Source organism: Denitromonas ohlonensis (assembly GCF_007625205.1).
Lineage (GTDB): Bacteria > Pseudomonadota > Gammaproteobacteria > Burkholderiales > Rhodocyclaceae > Nitrogeniibacter > Nitrogeniibacter ohlonensis.
Genome location: NZ_VMNI01000008.1, coordinates 137,865 through 151,899 on the forward strand (window position 1 = coordinate 137,865; position 14,035 = coordinate 151,899).

Genomic DNA, 14,035 nt, shown 5'->3' on the forward strand with positions numbered 1-14,035 from the left:
CTCAGATCGGCCGGTTGTCGTCGCGGTCTTCGGGCTGGTACTGAGGCAGCAACAACACGAAATGCAGGGGCAACCACAGCAGCGCACCGGTCGCGCTGCTCAGGAAGTAGCTCCAGCCCGGGAACTCGGCACCGGCAATCATCCGTACCAGCACCATTACCACCTGGGCGCCCAGCAGCAGCGGCAGGATCTGCACCGACTGCTGGATCGGTGCGAACCACAGCACCCGCCGCGACACCGCATTGGCGGCATAGGCCAGCAGCACATAGGCCAGGGCGTGCTGCCCCATCGCCGCGCCATGGCCGATATCGACCAATATCCCGAACACGAAGGCGGCGCCCATACCGACGACCTGGCGCTCGCGCACACACCAGAAGGCCAGCAGCAGCGCCACCCAGTCAGGCACGCCGGGCAACTGGCCGGTCGGAATATAGGACAGCAACAAGGCCACGAACAGCGACAGGTACACAAACCAGATGCGGACCGGGCGGAGGATGCGGCGAGAGCGGTGGGTCGGTTGCATGCCGTCAATCCTTCGGCGTGTCGGCCGGGGGCACCTGACGCTCGGGCGCTGGCTGGGCGCGGCCGAGGATCAGCACCTGCGCGGCATGACCCACCCGCGCCACCGGCTCGCACACGATCTGCGCAAAGGCCTGCAACTCACGATTGACGCTGACCACCCGTGCCACCGGCAGGCCGGGCAGAAAGAGGCCGTCCAGCCCGGAGGTGACCAGCCGGTCACCCGGCTGCACATCGGCATTGGCGAGCAGATAGCGCAATTCGAGCATGCCTTCGCCCGCGCCATACACCACGCCACGCTGACCGGTGCGCTCAACCCGCACGGGCACGGCCTGGGCCTTGTCGGTCAGCAAGGTCACCTCGGATTGAATGGGATAGACCCGTGTGACCTGACCGACCACCCCGAGTTCATCGACCACCACCTGACCGGCGGTGACATCTTGCTGCGAGCCGTGATCGACGATCACCTTGCGCGAGAACACATCGCGCGCTTCGTAGAGCACGTCGGCGGCGACGGAGGTGACGCTGATGCGCTCGGACATCGCCATCAGCCCGCGCAGGCGTGTGTTCTCCTGCTCCAGATCGGTCTGCCGCAGCAGACGCTCGGCGTCGGCCAGCGCCTTGCGGCGCATTTCGCGATTCTCGCGCTGCACCTTGATCAGCGTGGCGAAGTACTTGGACGCATTGCTGACGAACTCGGCCGGCGTCGCCGCGGCCATTTCGACCGGATAGAGCACCACCGACAAGGTCTGGCGCACCACTTCGAGATAACGGAAATGCAGGTCGGCGACGAGCATCGCCAGACAGACGATAACGAAAAACCACAGGCGGACCAGCGGGGCGGGTCCACGGCGGAAAATAGGTGGAGGAGCGTGACCTACCACGGCATCACTTCAAGGCTGCGTTGCAAGCGGTGCCACGGGCGCAGGACCGCACGCGCCCGTTCGCATCGATCATTCAGAAGTAAAGATGGAGCCTAGCTTGTCCATCTTTTCGAGCGCCATGCCCGAACCGCGGGCAACGCAGGTGAGCGGGTCTTCGGCCACGATCACCGGCAGGCCCGTCTCTTCCATCAGCAGACGGTCGAGATCGCGCAGCAAGGCGCCACCGCCGGTCAGCACCATGCCGCGATCGGCAATGTCGGCGCCGAGTTCGGGCGGGGTCTGCTCAAGCGCGATTTTCACCGCTGAGACGATCTGGTTGAGCGGCTCGTTGAGCGCTTCGAGGATTTCGTTGGACGAAATCGTGAAGCTGCGCGGAATGCCCTCGGCCAGGTTGCGGCCCTTCACTTCCATCTCTTTCACTTCAGAGCCCGGGAAGGCGGAGCCGATTTCTTTCTTGATGTTCTCGGCCGTGGTGTCGCCAATCAGCATGCCGTAGTTGCGGCGGATGTAATTGACGATGGCGTCGTCAAACTTGTCGCCACCCACGCGCACGGAACCGGAATACACCATGCCACCCAGCGAGATCACGCCCACTTCGGTGGTACCGCCGCCGATATCGACGACCATCGAGCCGGTCGCATCGGCCACCGGCAGGCCGGCACCAATGGCCGCCGCCATCGGTTCTTCGATCAGATACACCTGGCTGGCACCGGCCGCGAGGGCCGCGTCGCGAATCGCGCGGCGTTCGACCTGGGTCGAACCGCAGGGCACGCAGACGATGATGCGCGGGCTGGGCGAGAACAGGCGCGTGTCGTGCACCCGTTTGATGAACTGCTTGATCATCTGCTCGGTGACCACGAAGTCGGCGATCACGCCGTCTTTCATCGGCCGGATGGCAGTGATGTTGCCAGGCGTTTTGCCCAGCATCTGTTTGGCCGCATGGCCGACCGCCTGGATCGTTTTCTTGGCGTTGGGTCCGCCTTCGGTGCGGATGGCGACCACCGACGGTTCATCAAGCACGATGCCTTTGGCCCGCACATAAATGAGGGTATTGGCGGTGCCGAGGTCGATGGCGAGGTCGTTGGAAAAGTAAGAGCGCAGAAAACCGAACATGAATATCCCGGGAAGTGCTGTGGGGCAGTGGGAAGATAAACGATTATGATAACCTACAAACCCTTGTGATTTAAGCAGGTTTGTTTCCCCATGTCTCTGTCCATCGACGAGGTTCGTCACATTGCGCGGCTGGCCCGCATCGAGTTGGGCGAAGGCGAGGCGCAGGACACCCTCGACAAACTGAACAACATCTTCGGCCTGATCGAGCAGATGCAGGCCGTCGACACGTCGCAGGTTGAACCCATGTCGCACCCGCAAGACGTTGCCCAGCGCCTGCGCGACGACATCGTCACCGAATCCGACCGCCGCGACGCCTACCAGCGCGTCGCTCCGCAAGTCGAAGCCGGGTTGTACCTGGTTCCGAAAGTCATCGAGTAATCCGCCCGCCGCGGCCCCCACACAGCCATGATCGAAGCCAGTCTCAAAGACCTCGCGGCCGCCCTGCGCGCCGGGACGCTCTCCAGCGTCGAACTCGCCACGCTCTTTCTTGATCGTATCGACGCGCTCAACCCGTCGCTCAACGCCTTCATCACGGTCGACCGTGACGGCGCACTGAGCGCGGCACGCGCCGCCGACGCCCGCCTTGCCGCCGGCACGGCCGGCCCGCTGACCGGCATTCCGCTGGCGCACAAGGACGTGTTCTGCACCGAAGGCGTACGCACCACCTGCGCCTCCAGAATGCTCGAAAATTTCGTCAGCCCCTACGACGCCCATGTGGTCAGCCAGCTCAAGGCCGCCGGCGCGGTGATGCTCGGCAAGACCAATATGGACGAGTACGCGATGGGTTCGTCCAACGAAAACTCGCATTTCGGCCCCGCCAAGAACCCCTGGGACGCGTCCCGCGTGCCCGGTGGCTCGTCCGGCGGATCGGCCGTCGCCGTGGCCGCGCGCCTGGCGCCGATGGCCACCGGCACCGACACCGGCGGCTCGGTGCGCCAGCCCGCCGCGCTCACCGGCGTCACCGGCATCAAACCGACTTACGGCGTGGTCAGCCGCTACGGCATGATCGCCTACGCCTCCTCGCTCGATCAGGGCGGCGCCTTTGGCCGCTCAGCCGAAGACTGCGCGCTGCTGCTGTCAGCCATGGCCGGCTTCGATCCGCGCGATTCGACCAGCGTCGAGCGTGACACCGAGGACTACACCCGTGAGCTGGGCAAGCCGCTGGCCGGCCTGCGCATCGGCCTGCCGAAAGAATTCTTCGCCGAAGGCATGGACGATGACGTTCGCGCCGCCACCGAGGCCGCACTCGAGCAGTACCGCCAGCTCGGCGCCACCACCGTCGAAGTCAGCCTGCCCAACGCCAAGCTGGCGATTCCCGCCTATTACGTGATCGCCCCGGCCGAAGCCAGCTCCAACTTGTCGCGCTTCGACGGCGTGCGCTACGGCCACCGCGCCCCCGAATATGTCGATCTGGCCGACATGTACAGCAAGAGCCGCGCCCAGGGCTTTGGTGCCGAGGTCAAACGCCGCATTCTGGTTGGCACCTATGTGCTCTCGCATGGCTACTACGACGCCTACTACCTGCAAGCCCAGAAGCTGCGCCGCCTGATCGCCGAAGACTTCATCGCCGCCTTCACACACTGCGACGTCATCGCCGGCCCGACCAGCCCCACCGTGGCCTGGCCGATCGGCGAGAAGAGCGACGATCCGGTGCAGATGTATCTGCAAGACATCTACACCATCGCCGTCAACCTGGCTGGCCTGCCCGGTCTGTCGCTGCCTTGCGGCACCGGCGCGGGCGATCTGCCCGTCGGTTTGCAACTGATCGGCAACTATTTCGACGAAGCCCGCCTGCTCAATGTGGCCCACGGCTTCCAGCAGGCCACGGACTGGCATCGGCGCATGCCGGCGGTGGGCTGAACCCGGCGCGCCCCGCATGCAGGCAACCGGCACCCTCGCACTCGCCCCATGGCGCGCCCGCCGGCTCGCCGTGCTCGGCACGGGCGTGCTGCTGGCCGCCTGCAGCACGCCGTTTCCGCCGCCTGATCGCAGGCCCGAGCAGCCCATCATTCTGCCCACGCCGCAACCCGAGCTGCGCGAATTGCCTGCCGAGCCGCTGGCGGCCACACCGCCTGCGCCGCCAGCCCCGCGCGCCACGCGCTCTGGCCGCGCCATGACCGCAGCCCCCATCGACCTGGCCATGCGCTGCGCCGCCCGCGACGAGCGCAAACACACCGTGCAGGCCGATGTCGAGGTGGCGCAAGGCCAGGTGCGCTATCTGCGCGCCCGGGTGGCGCAACCCAAGGGCGCCTGCGAGTTTGCGCTGGCCGACTTCGAACAAACCCAGATCCTGCCGAGCATCGAATTGCGCGCCCGCGACGACAGCGGCTGCACGCTGATGCTCTGGGAGCAAGGCCCGCAAGTGGTGCTGGCCTATAACAACTGCGCGGCGCACTGCGCGCCGCAGGCCGTTTTTTACGATGCGCTGCCGATCCTGTTTGACCGCCGGGTCGGCCGCTGCGACTGAATTGAATGACAGGGCGTCGATCTGCGGCGCCCCGATAGACACAAAGAGCACACCGCCATGAGCCGACCGGATTGGGAAGTCGTCATCGGGCTGGAGATTCACGCCCAGCTCAACACCGCCTCGAAGATTTTTTCGGGCGCCACCACCGCCTTTGGCGCCGAAGCCAACGCCCAGGCCAGCGCGGTGGATATCGCCCTGCCCGGCGTGCTGCCGGTGCTCAACAAGGGTGCGGTCGAACGCGCGATCCGCTTTGGCCTCGCCATCGACGCCCAGGTTGCGCCGAAAAGCGTGTTCGCCCGCAAGAATTACTTCTACCCCGACCTGCCCAAGGGCTATCAGATCAGCCAGTTCGAGCTGCCGGTGGTGGTGGGCGGGCAGGTCACGGTGCGGGTCGGCGAAGGTGATGCGGCTTACGACAAGACCATCACCCTGACCCGCGCCCACCTCGAAGAAGACGCCGGCAAGAGCCTGCACGAAGATTTCCACGGCATGAGCGGCATCGACCTCAACCGCGCCGGCACGCCGCTGCTCGAGATCGTCTCCGAGCCCGACATGCGCTCCTCCGCCGAAGCGGTGGCCTACGCCCGCGCCCTGCACACACTGGTGCGCTGGATCGACATCTGCGACGGCAACATGCAGGAAGGTTCCTTCCGCTGCGATGCCAACGTCTCGGTGCGCCGCCCCGGTGCCGAACTGGGCACCCGCCGCGAAATCAAGAACCTCAACTCTTTCCGCTTTCTGCAGCAGGCCATCGACTACGAAATTCAGTGGCAGATCGAGCGCATCGAAGACGGCGGCCGCGTTGAGCAGGCTACCGTGCTGTTCGACCCGGACACCGGCGAGACCCGCATGATGCGCTCCAAGGAAGACGCGCACGACTACCGCTACTTCCCCGATCCCGACCTGCTGCCGCTGGTCATCAGCGACGAATGGATCGCGCGCACCCGCGCCGCGCTGCCCGAGCTGCCCGGCGCCATGCGCGCGCGCTTCGAGGCCGACTGGGGCCTGTCGGCCTACGACGCCATCACGCTGACATCCAGCCGCGACGCCGCCACCTATTTTGAAGCCGCGGTCGCTGCCGCCGGCGACGCACTGGCCAAGCCCTGCGCCAACTGGATCATGGGCGAGTTGGCCGCGCGCCTGAACAAGGCCGAGCGCGACATCACCGACTCGCCGGTCAGCCCGACGCAGCTGGCCGCGCTGGTCGCACGCATCGCCGACGGCACCATCTCCAACAACGCCGGCAAGAAAGTCTTCGACGCGCTGTGGAATGACGCGGGCAGCGATGTCGACACGATCATCGCCGACCAAGGCCTCAAGCAGATGAACGACAGCGGCGCGCTCGAAGCCATCGTCGACGAGGTGCTCGCCGCCAACCCGAAGTCGGTCGAAGAGTTCCGCGCCGGCAAGGAAAAAGCGCTCAACGCGCTGGTCGGGCAGGTCATGAAGGCGTCGCGCGGCAAGGCCAACCCGACTCAGGTCAACGAGGTGCTGCGCAGCAAACTCGGCGGCTGACACCCGCCCGCGCGACGCCCTTCGCGGCGTCGCGGCTTTTGCTATGCTGGCGGCCTGACTCCCTCGTTCCGAGACCGCCATGCGCCTCATCTGCTGCACCGCCGCACTGCTTGCCCTCGCCACCGCCCCCGCGCTGGCCAACACCGACATTCCCAAGCGCAAGCCCGGCCTGTGGGAACACGCCATGCAGATGGATCAGCTGCCCGGCTTCACCCATCGCGCGCATGTGTGCGTGGGTGAAAACCTCGATGATCTTGCCCGCCACGAAGCCGCCGGCCGCTGCGACAAAACCCATGTCGTGCGCGTCGACGACCGGGTGCTGATCGAATCCGTCTGTCAGGCCGAAGGCAGCAAGGTCACCACCAAAGGCAGCTTCAGCGGCGACTTTGCCAGCCGCTACGCCGGCCAGCTCACCAGCACCTTCGCCCCACCGCTCAATGGCATGGCCAGCACCCGCATGCGCATGGAGGCCAAGTGGCTCGGCCCCTGCCGACCGGGGCAGAAAGTCGGCGACGTGATCCTGCCCGACATGCCGCAAGGCATGGGCGGCATCGACCTCAACAAGATGATGCAGAACCTACCCAAGATCCCGGGTCGATGAGCACGCCCTCGCTCGCCGCCATTGCCTTCACGCTCATGACGCTGACCTCACCGGCCCTCGCGGCAACTCCCTGGCAAAGCTGCAGCGGCCCGCCGGTGGCCGACGCGGCGAGCGAACTGCTGCCCTGCACCGACCGCCCCAACTGCGTATCCACCGAGCATCCGACGGACGAGCGTCGCATCACACCACCGGCCGGCCTGACGCTTGAGGCACTACGCGAGGCCGCACTGGCCGAGCCGCGCAGCGAGATCGTGGCTAACGGGCCGCAGTGGTTCATCGCCCACTTTCGCTCCCGACTGTTCGGCTTCGTCGACGAAGCCCATGTCATCCAGCGCCCCGACGGCCAGCTCGCCGTGCGCAGCGCCGCCTGCAGCGGCTACTCCGATTTTGGCGTCAATCGCGCGCGCCTGTTACGCATCTTCACTCGGGCTTCCGGCGGGAACCGCCTAGAATAGAGAGAGCCCCCAACCGAGGATCCCCTCATGTGCCAACTGTTGGGCATGAACTGCAACGTGCCGACCGATATCTGTTTTTCCTTCACCGGCTTCCAGGCCCGCGGGGGGCTGACGGATATCCACCAGGACGGCTGGGGCATCGCCTTCTTTGAAGGGCGCGGTTGCCGCGTGTTTCTCGACCCGCGGCCAAGCATCGAGTCGCCGGTGGCTGAACTGGTACGCAGCTACGCTATCCGCTCGCTCAACGTCATCGCGCATATCCGCAAGGCCACGCATGGCGACATCACGCTCGAAAACACCCACCCGTTCATGCGCGAGCTATGGGGGCAATACTGGTTGTTTGCCCACAATGGCGACCTCAAAACCTACGCCCCCGAACCCAGCGGCCGCTTTCGGCCCGTCGGTACGACGGACTCCGAGCGCGCCTTTTGCCAGATCCTCAATACGCTGGCGCAGCGCTTTCCCGACGGCCCGCCGCCGGTGGCCGAATTGCACGAAACACTGCGCGAACTGGCCACCGAGATCGGCGCCTTCGGTGAGTTCAACTTCCTGCTCTCGAATGGCGACAAGCTGTTTGCGCACTGCGCCTCACGGCTCAGCTACATCATCCGGCAGGCCCCCTTTGCCGAGGCCCACCTCACCGATCAGGACGTGACCATCGATTTCGATCAGGTCACCACGCCCGATGACCGGGTGGCCGTGATTGCCACCACGCCGCTGACCGACAACGAGGCCTGGCACACCATCGCCCCGGGCACCTTGCTGACCTTCTGCGACGGCGCGCCGATGACGATGGAAAATTACGTTACACGCCCGTTTTTTCGCTCCGAAAGCTGTCCGTCAACGTGACATACCGTCACGACGCGGACAAAATTTGGAGGCATACTGCACTTTGAATTGTTTTGAAACATTTTGCGTCAACAGGAGATCCGATGGATTGCCCGCTGTGCCAGCCTGAGGCCGAACGCGTACTGTGGCGCGACGACCGATGCCGTGTCATTCGGGTCGCCGACGCGCACTATCACGGCTATTGTCGGGTGATCTGGCATGCGCATGTGGCTGAAATGACGGATCTGGCGGTGGCCGATCGCGCCCATCTGATGAACATCACCCTGGCGACAGAAGCCGCCGTGCGCCAAGTGTTTTCGCCCACTAAAATCAACCTGGCGAGCCTGGGCAACATGGTGCCGCACCTGCACTGGCACGTCATTGCCCGCTATGCCGACGATGCCCACTTTCCAGACCCCATCTGGGCTGCGCCAAAACGCGCCGCCCCCGCCCAGCCGGCGGTCAGCGACACCCAACTGGCGATTGCGCTGACCGAATGGATTGGCCGAACGGATGATTGATCGTGAGCACAGGGCAGGTCATCATGCAGGGCAGTCAGACGCAGTGCAGCATCACTTGACGCAAAAACAATAACGCGCCCAAAAGGGACACCATGAATTATTCCGATCCGACCGTCGCGCTGGCGACAATCCGGAACCTCAACCCGGTCAACGTGGGCGAAAGCCACACGACGCTCGCGGCCATTGTGGCGGCGCTGCATGCCACGCCGCCATCGCCCGAGCTGCATTTCGAGGTACTGGAGAGTGCGCGCTCGTCGATCGCTTTCGTTCAGGAAGAACTCGCCAAACGCTACGCCGATCATCCGCTGCCGCCCGACAGCCTGGAGGAGGCGACGCTCGCCAAGGTGGTCAAGCTGTGGCAGGAACTCGCCCAGTCTTACGCTCAGATCGCCCAACGTGATGCCACCCGCGAGGCGCTCGGCGCGCAGCGTCCGACGCTGCTGCAACGCCGGCTGCACTACAGCGGTAATGTGCTGCTCGAATACTTCCGGGCCCATCGCGCAGTCCCCAAGGGCCTGTGGCTGGACTTCCATGCCGGCTACGCCGTGGCCGAACAACAAGGCGTCGCCCGCACCCGGGTGGCCGACCCGCTGAACGAGGTCTGGAAAGCGCAAAGCAGCGTCGAGGCCTATGTCGCCGTGCTGCTGGTCGACCTGTCCAACCCCTTTGGCCGCAGCCAGCGCGAGTTCGTCTGGGTCTGCCGCTGGGCGCAGCGCTTCGCGCCCTACTGCACCCTGCATCTACCGCAAGAGTCCGACAAACCCGGCACCTACGCCATGGACCTGAGCCGCGACCACGGCCTGCGCCCGATCGCCACGCTGACCAGCTCGCCGCACCTGCGCCGCTTTGACGGCAGCCGCCTGGCCGGCCAGATCCAGGCCGTCCTCACCCAGTTCAAGCAAGGTGTTACGCCGACCTCACTCGGCCTCGGCGACGATTGCTCGACCGAAGCCGGCGGCCGCCTGCTGCTCTCGCTCTACCGCCCCTGGGGTCTCGCCTCGGCCGGCCGTCGCTACACCCGCCGCGCCACGCGCGGTCGCCTCGGCATGTGCTCGGAGTGGGAAGCGATTGGCTTCTATGTGCTGGGCAAACCCTTCGAATCGCCAAAAATCAGCGCCTTCAACCCGCTGCAGACCGACATCGCCGCCATCACCTTCGGGGAGCGCGCCGAAGAGGTGCCCATGCAGCCCGAGGCGCTCAAGCGCCTGGCCATCGAACGTGGCTACATCCCCCAGCTGTGGGAAATTCTCGACCAATCCGTGGGCGGCTTCCGCCTTCAGTCGCAACCGAATGCCAAGCGATTCGAACACCACCAACTGGTCGGCATCCGTCCGCCCGATGGTCAGCACTATCTGCTGGCGCACATCAGCTGGCTGATGTATCGACCCGACGGCGTGATGGAGCTCGGCGTCCATGTCATGCCGGGCTTGCCCGAGGGCGTTGCCGCCCGCCTGATCGGTCTGCACGCGAACGCGAAAGATCCGTACAAGCTGGGCTTTCTGCTACCGGCGGTACCGGCACTGAAGGCCGGCCCCAGCCTGGTATTGCCGGCCGGCTGGTATCAGTCGCAACGCATTGTCGAGCTCAAGATGGGCGGTGAAGCCATGCAGATCCGGCTCACCCGCCTGGTGACCCGCGGCAGCAACTTCGACCGGGTGGAATTCACTACCCTGGGGCGGTCCTGAGCGGCGCGGCGCGCCACGTCAAGATCGCGTCGGCGCAATCCGGCGTGCCGGCAGCACGGCACAAAAACAGCTGCCTTCACCCGGATCGCTGGTGATTTTCAGCTCGGCCTGATGCCGCGTCAGCACATGCTTGACGATGGCCAGGCCCAGGCCGGTACCCCCGGTCTCGCGCGAGCGCCCGCGATCGACCCGGTAAAAGCGCTCCGTCAGCCGCGGAATATGCTCCGGCGCAATGCCGATGCCGTTGTCGCTCACACAGAACTCCCCGGCGCCCGACTCCAGCAATCGCCAGCGCAGCTGAATCTCGCCCCCATTGGGTGAATACCGAATCGCGTTACTGGCCAGGTTGGCAAAGGCGCTGTGAAGCTCCTTGGCGCTGCCCTGGATCCGGCACATGTCGCTGGCGACCACCGTCACCTGATGACGCCCCGCGGACAGCGCCTCGGTTTCGCGCGCTACTTCACGCACCAGCCCGACCACGTCAAAGACATCCTCGACCGGCTGCGGCGCCCCGGTTTCCAGCGCGGACAGCATCAACAAATCCTGAATCAGGCGCTGCATGCGGGCGGCCTGCTCGTGCGCCATGCCCAGGTAGCGCAACACATCTTCGCGCGGCACATCGTCCAGACCGTCCAGCACGGTTTCGATGAAGCCGGACACCACGGTCAGGGGCGTGCGCAGCTCATGCGACACATTGGCAACAAAGTCGCGGCGCATGGTTTCGAGTTTTTCGATCTGGGTCACATCGCGTGAAATCACCATCCGCCGGCCGTCACCGAAAGTAATCACCTGAACCAGCAAGGCGGCGCCCTTGCGCCGAACCGGATGAAACAGGAAAGGCTCGCTGTAATCACCCGCCTCGAGGTAGTGCACGAAGTCGGGCTGGCGGACGAGATTGGTAATCGGCGCCCCGCGGTCGCGGGCGAGATCGAGCCCGAGGTCTTCCGCCGCACGACGATTGATCCACTCGATGCTGCCGGTCAGGGACAGGTACATCACCCCGTCCGGCATGGCCTGGCTGGCATCACGAAAGCGCGCCAGCTCCGCACTGAGCTTGGCGCGCTCGGTGCTCGCTTGCCGTACGTTGCGATTCAGATCGGAATAGACCAGATCCCACAGGCCGCTCGCCTGGGGCAAGGGGGCCTGACCGATCGGCCGGTGGGCCCAGCGCACCAGGCGGGCCAGATGGGCATGGTGCTGAAACAGCATCCATAACACGCCACCAAGCGCGACCAGACTCCCCAGCAAGGGCGAAATCAGGATAGCGCACAGCGTGGCAACAATCGCGAGGACCGCTAATGCGCCGGCGAGCGCCGTCCAGACATAACGTGCAGTGTGAATGGCGAATCCCCTGTCAGCCAAGACGACCGTTCGATTATCGCACGGTCGATTCGCTGTCCGTCTGGGCGGAGAGGCGATAGCCACTGCCGCGCACGGTCTGGATCAGGCGATCATGCAGGGTCGGCTCAAGGGCGCAGCGCAGGCGGCGGATGTGCACATCGACGGTGCGCTCTTCGACAAACACATGGTCGCCCCAGACCTGGTCGAGCAACTGGGTGCGCGAGTGCACCCGTTCGGGGTGGGTCATGAGGAAGTGCAACAGCCGGAACTCCGTCGGGCCGAGCGAGATCGGTGTATCGCCTGCGGTGATGCGATGCGTCACCGGGTCCAGCAGCAGACCACCGATCAACACCGGATCTTCGGTCGCCTGAGGCGCCCGGCGGCGCAACACGGCCTTGATCCGGGCCACCAGCTCACGCGGGCTGAAGGGCTTGGTGATGTAATCGTCGGCCCCGGTCTCCAGGCCCTGCACCTTGTCCTGCTCTTCGCCCCGCGCGGTGAGCATGATCAGCGGAATATCCCGCGTCCGCTCCTCGGCGCGCAGCCGGCGGGCCAGATCGATGCCGGGCATCCCCGGCAGCATCCAGTCGAGCAAGATCAGATCCGGCAAAGCCTCGCGCACGATGCGCTGCGCCGTCTCGGCATCCGCGGCGCGGATCACGTGATGACCCGCGCGTCCGAGGTTGGCGGCAATGAGTTCCTGAATCGCGGGCTCGTCTTCGACGACGAGAATATTGGCGGACATGATCGACACTCCAAATCGTTGTGCGACAGTCTATTGCAGCTATTTGACGGTTTCATGACACGTCACGCCATCGCAACGTCGCGCCTGCGCCGCCCAACTCGCCAGCCGCTCAAATGTAAGCGGCGCCTGCCATCAGGTATCATTGCACACTCCGTTAACTCTACGGGCCCAAACGCCCGGGTGGCGCATCATGGCTGGCCTCGACTCGACCACACCCCTCCCCACCGACATCGTCCTGCGCACCCAGTCCCGGGTGCTTGAGGTCGCGTTCGACAATGGTGCGCGCTATGCGCTGCCCTTTGAATTCCTGCGCGTCTACTCGCCCTCGGCAGAAGTCCGCGGCCACGGTGCCGGGCAGGAAGTCCTGCAAACCGGCAAACGCGATGTGGGGGTCAATGGCGTGGAGCCGGTGGGCAACTACGCACTCAAGATCATCTTTTCCGACGGGCACGACAGCGGGCTGTACTCCTGGGACTACCTGCTCATGCTCGGCGAGCAACACGACACCCTGTGGCAAGACTACCTTGCGCGGCTCACGGCAGAGAACGCCAGCCGCGATATCGACACCACCACCCGCCCCGCCACGGGCGGCGGCTGCGGCGCAGGACACAAGCACTGATGAACGACAAAACCACGCATTTCGGCTTCGAATCGGTGGCCGAAACCGAAAAAGCCAAACGGGTTGCCGGCGTTTTCTCCTCGGTGGCCAGCAATTACGACATCATGAATGACCTGATGTCGCTCGGTCTGCATCGCATCTGGAAGACCTTCACCATTCAGATCGCCGGCGTGCGTGCCGGCCATCGCGTGCTCGATGTCGCCGGCGGCACCGCCGACCTGTCGCTGGCCTTTGCCAAACGCGTCGGGCCGACCGGGCAGGTCTGGCTGACCGACATCAACGGTGCCATGCTCTCGCATGGTCGCGACCGCCTGATCGACCGCGGCCATCCGCTGCCCGTCGCCCAGTGCGACGCCGAGAAGCTGCCCTTCCCCGACAACTACTTCAACGTCGTGACGGTGGCCTTCGGCCTGCGCAACATGACCCACAAGGACCAGGCGCTCGCCGAGATGCGCCGTGTACTCAAGCCCGGTGGTCAGTTGCTGGTACTCGAGTTCTCGCAAGTCTATAAGCCGCTGGCACCCGTCTACGACCTATACTCCTTCAAGCTGCTGCCTTGGCTTGGGCAGAAGGTCGCCGGCGATGCCGACAGCTATCGCTACCTGGCCGAGTCGATCCGCATGCATCCTGGCCAGGAAGAATTGAAAACCCTGATGGAACAAATCGGCCTCGAAAAGGTCGATTACTTCAACATGACCGGTGGCGTTGTCGCGCTGCACCGGGGCTTCAAAATCCACTGACC

At 65.0% G+C, this 14,035-nt stretch carries 16 protein-coding genes; 11 read left to right on the forward strand and 5 right to left on the reverse strand.

Going from position 1 to position 14,035, the window contains the following annotated elements; all coding sequences use genetic code 11:
- Nucleotide 1: 1 nt before the first annotated feature.
- The 3 genes from mreD to FHP89_RS10395 form a co-directional block, all read right to left on the reverse strand.
- Complete coding sequence (gene mreD / locus FHP89_RS10385; RefSeq protein ID WP_144175929.1) at nucleotides 2-523, reverse strand: rod shape-determining protein MreD; 522 nt, start codon at nucleotides 521-523, stop codon at nucleotides 2-4.
- Between the two features lie 4 nt (nucleotides 524-527).
- Nucleotides 528-1,403 carry a rod shape-determining protein MreC gene (gene mreC, locus FHP89_RS10390; protein ID WP_144175931.1) on the reverse strand — a complete coding sequence of 292 codons (876 nt, stop codon included), beginning with the start codon at nucleotides 1,401-1,403 and terminating at the stop codon, nucleotides 528-530.
- 69 nt (nucleotides 1,404-1,472) lie between these two features.
- Entirely contained in the window at nucleotides 1,473-2,516 is a 1,044-nt protein-coding gene (locus FHP89_RS10395; RefSeq protein ID WP_144175933.1) for a rod shape-determining protein, read from the reverse strand.
- A gap of 90 nt (nucleotides 2,517-2,606) precedes the next feature.
- Here FHP89_RS10395 and gatC point away from each other — a divergent pair, with 90 nt between their 5' ends.
- The 9 genes from gatC to FHP89_RS10440 all read left to right on the forward strand — a co-directional run bounded on the left by gatC (nucleotide 2,607) and on the right by FHP89_RS10440 (nucleotide 10,588).
- Nucleotides 2,607-2,894 (forward strand): Asp-tRNA(Asn)/Glu-tRNA(Gln) amidotransferase subunit GatC, encoded by a 288-nt coding sequence (gatC, locus tag FHP89_RS10400; RefSeq protein ID WP_144175935.1) that lies wholly within the window; start codon nucleotides 2,607-2,609, stop codon nucleotides 2,892-2,894.
- Between the two features lie 27 nt (nucleotides 2,895-2,921).
- Entirely contained in the window at nucleotides 2,922-4,376 is a 1,455-nt protein-coding gene (gene gatA / locus FHP89_RS10405; protein WP_144175937.1) for an Asp-tRNA(Asn)/Glu-tRNA(Gln) amidotransferase subunit GatA, read from the forward strand.
- A 16-nt stretch (nucleotides 4,377-4,392) separates the two neighbouring features.
- Nucleotides 4,393-4,983: a hypothetical protein gene (locus FHP89_RS10410; protein WP_144175940.1), complete on the forward strand. Its 591-nt coding sequence runs from the start codon at nucleotides 4,393-4,395 to the stop codon at nucleotides 4,981-4,983.
- A 57-nt stretch (nucleotides 4,984-5,040) separates the two neighbouring features.
- Entirely contained in the window at nucleotides 5,041-6,498 is a 1,458-nt protein-coding gene (gatB, locus tag FHP89_RS10415) for an Asp-tRNA(Asn)/Glu-tRNA(Gln) amidotransferase subunit GatB (RefSeq protein WP_144175942.1), read from the forward strand.
- 79 nt (nucleotides 6,499-6,577) lie between these two features.
- The gene (locus FHP89_RS10420; RefSeq protein ID WP_144175944.1) at nucleotides 6,578-7,099 is read left to right on the forward strand and encodes a DUF3617 domain-containing protein; all 522 of its coding nucleotides are present in this window, start codon (nucleotides 6,578-6,580) and stop codon (nucleotides 7,097-7,099) included.
- Entirely contained in the window at nucleotides 7,096-7,554 is a 459-nt protein-coding gene (locus tag FHP89_RS10425; RefSeq protein ID WP_144175946.1) for a DUF1499 domain-containing protein, read from the forward strand. Before FHP89_RS10420 ends, FHP89_RS10425 begins: the two co-directional genes overlap by 4 nt.
- 27 nt (nucleotides 7,555-7,581) lie before the next feature.
- A complete protein-coding gene (locus FHP89_RS10430) occupies nucleotides 7,582-8,403 on the forward strand; it encodes a class II glutamine amidotransferase (protein WP_144175948.1) in 822 nt (273 codons plus the stop codon).
- A gap of 83 nt (nucleotides 8,404-8,486) precedes the next feature.
- Nucleotides 8,487-8,903, forward strand: a complete 417-nt coding sequence (locus FHP89_RS10435; RefSeq protein ID WP_144175950.1) for an HIT family protein — start codon at nucleotides 8,487-8,489, stop codon at nucleotides 8,901-8,903.
- Nucleotides 8,904-8,995: 92 nt separating this feature from the next.
- Complete coding sequence (locus FHP89_RS10440) at nucleotides 8,996-10,588, forward strand: hypothetical protein (RefSeq protein WP_144175952.1); 1,593 nt, start codon at nucleotides 8,996-8,998, stop codon at nucleotides 10,586-10,588.
- Nucleotides 10,589-10,606: 18 nt separating this feature from the next.
- On the opposite strand, the gene phoR is transcribed toward FHP89_RS10440, so the two are convergent.
- Nucleotides 10,607-11,950: a phosphate regulon sensor histidine kinase PhoR gene (gene phoR, locus FHP89_RS10445; RefSeq protein ID WP_260851556.1), complete on the reverse strand. Its 1,344-nt coding sequence runs from the start codon at nucleotides 11,948-11,950 to the stop codon at nucleotides 10,607-10,609.
- A gap of 13 nt (nucleotides 11,951-11,963) precedes the next feature.
- Nucleotides 11,964-12,674, reverse strand: coding sequence for a phosphate regulon transcriptional regulator PhoB (gene phoB, locus FHP89_RS10450; RefSeq protein ID WP_144175954.1), 711 nt, complete (start codon nucleotides 12,672-12,674; stop codon nucleotides 11,964-11,966).
- Nucleotides 12,675-12,864: 190 nt separating this feature from the next.
- Here phoB and FHP89_RS10455 point away from each other — a divergent pair, with 190 nt between their 5' ends.
- Complete coding sequence (locus tag FHP89_RS10455; RefSeq protein ID WP_144175956.1) at nucleotides 12,865-13,293, forward strand: gamma-butyrobetaine hydroxylase-like domain-containing protein; 429 nt, start codon at nucleotides 12,865-12,867, stop codon at nucleotides 13,291-13,293.
- Complete coding sequence (gene ubiE, locus FHP89_RS10460; RefSeq protein ID WP_144175958.1) at nucleotides 13,293-14,033, forward strand: bifunctional demethylmenaquinone methyltransferase/2-methoxy-6-polyprenyl-1,4-benzoquinol methylase UbiE; 741 nt, start codon at nucleotides 13,293-13,295, stop codon at nucleotides 14,031-14,033. Before FHP89_RS10455 ends, ubiE begins: the two co-directional genes overlap by 1 nt.
- The last annotated feature ends 2 nt before the right edge of the window (nucleotides 14,034-14,035 follow it).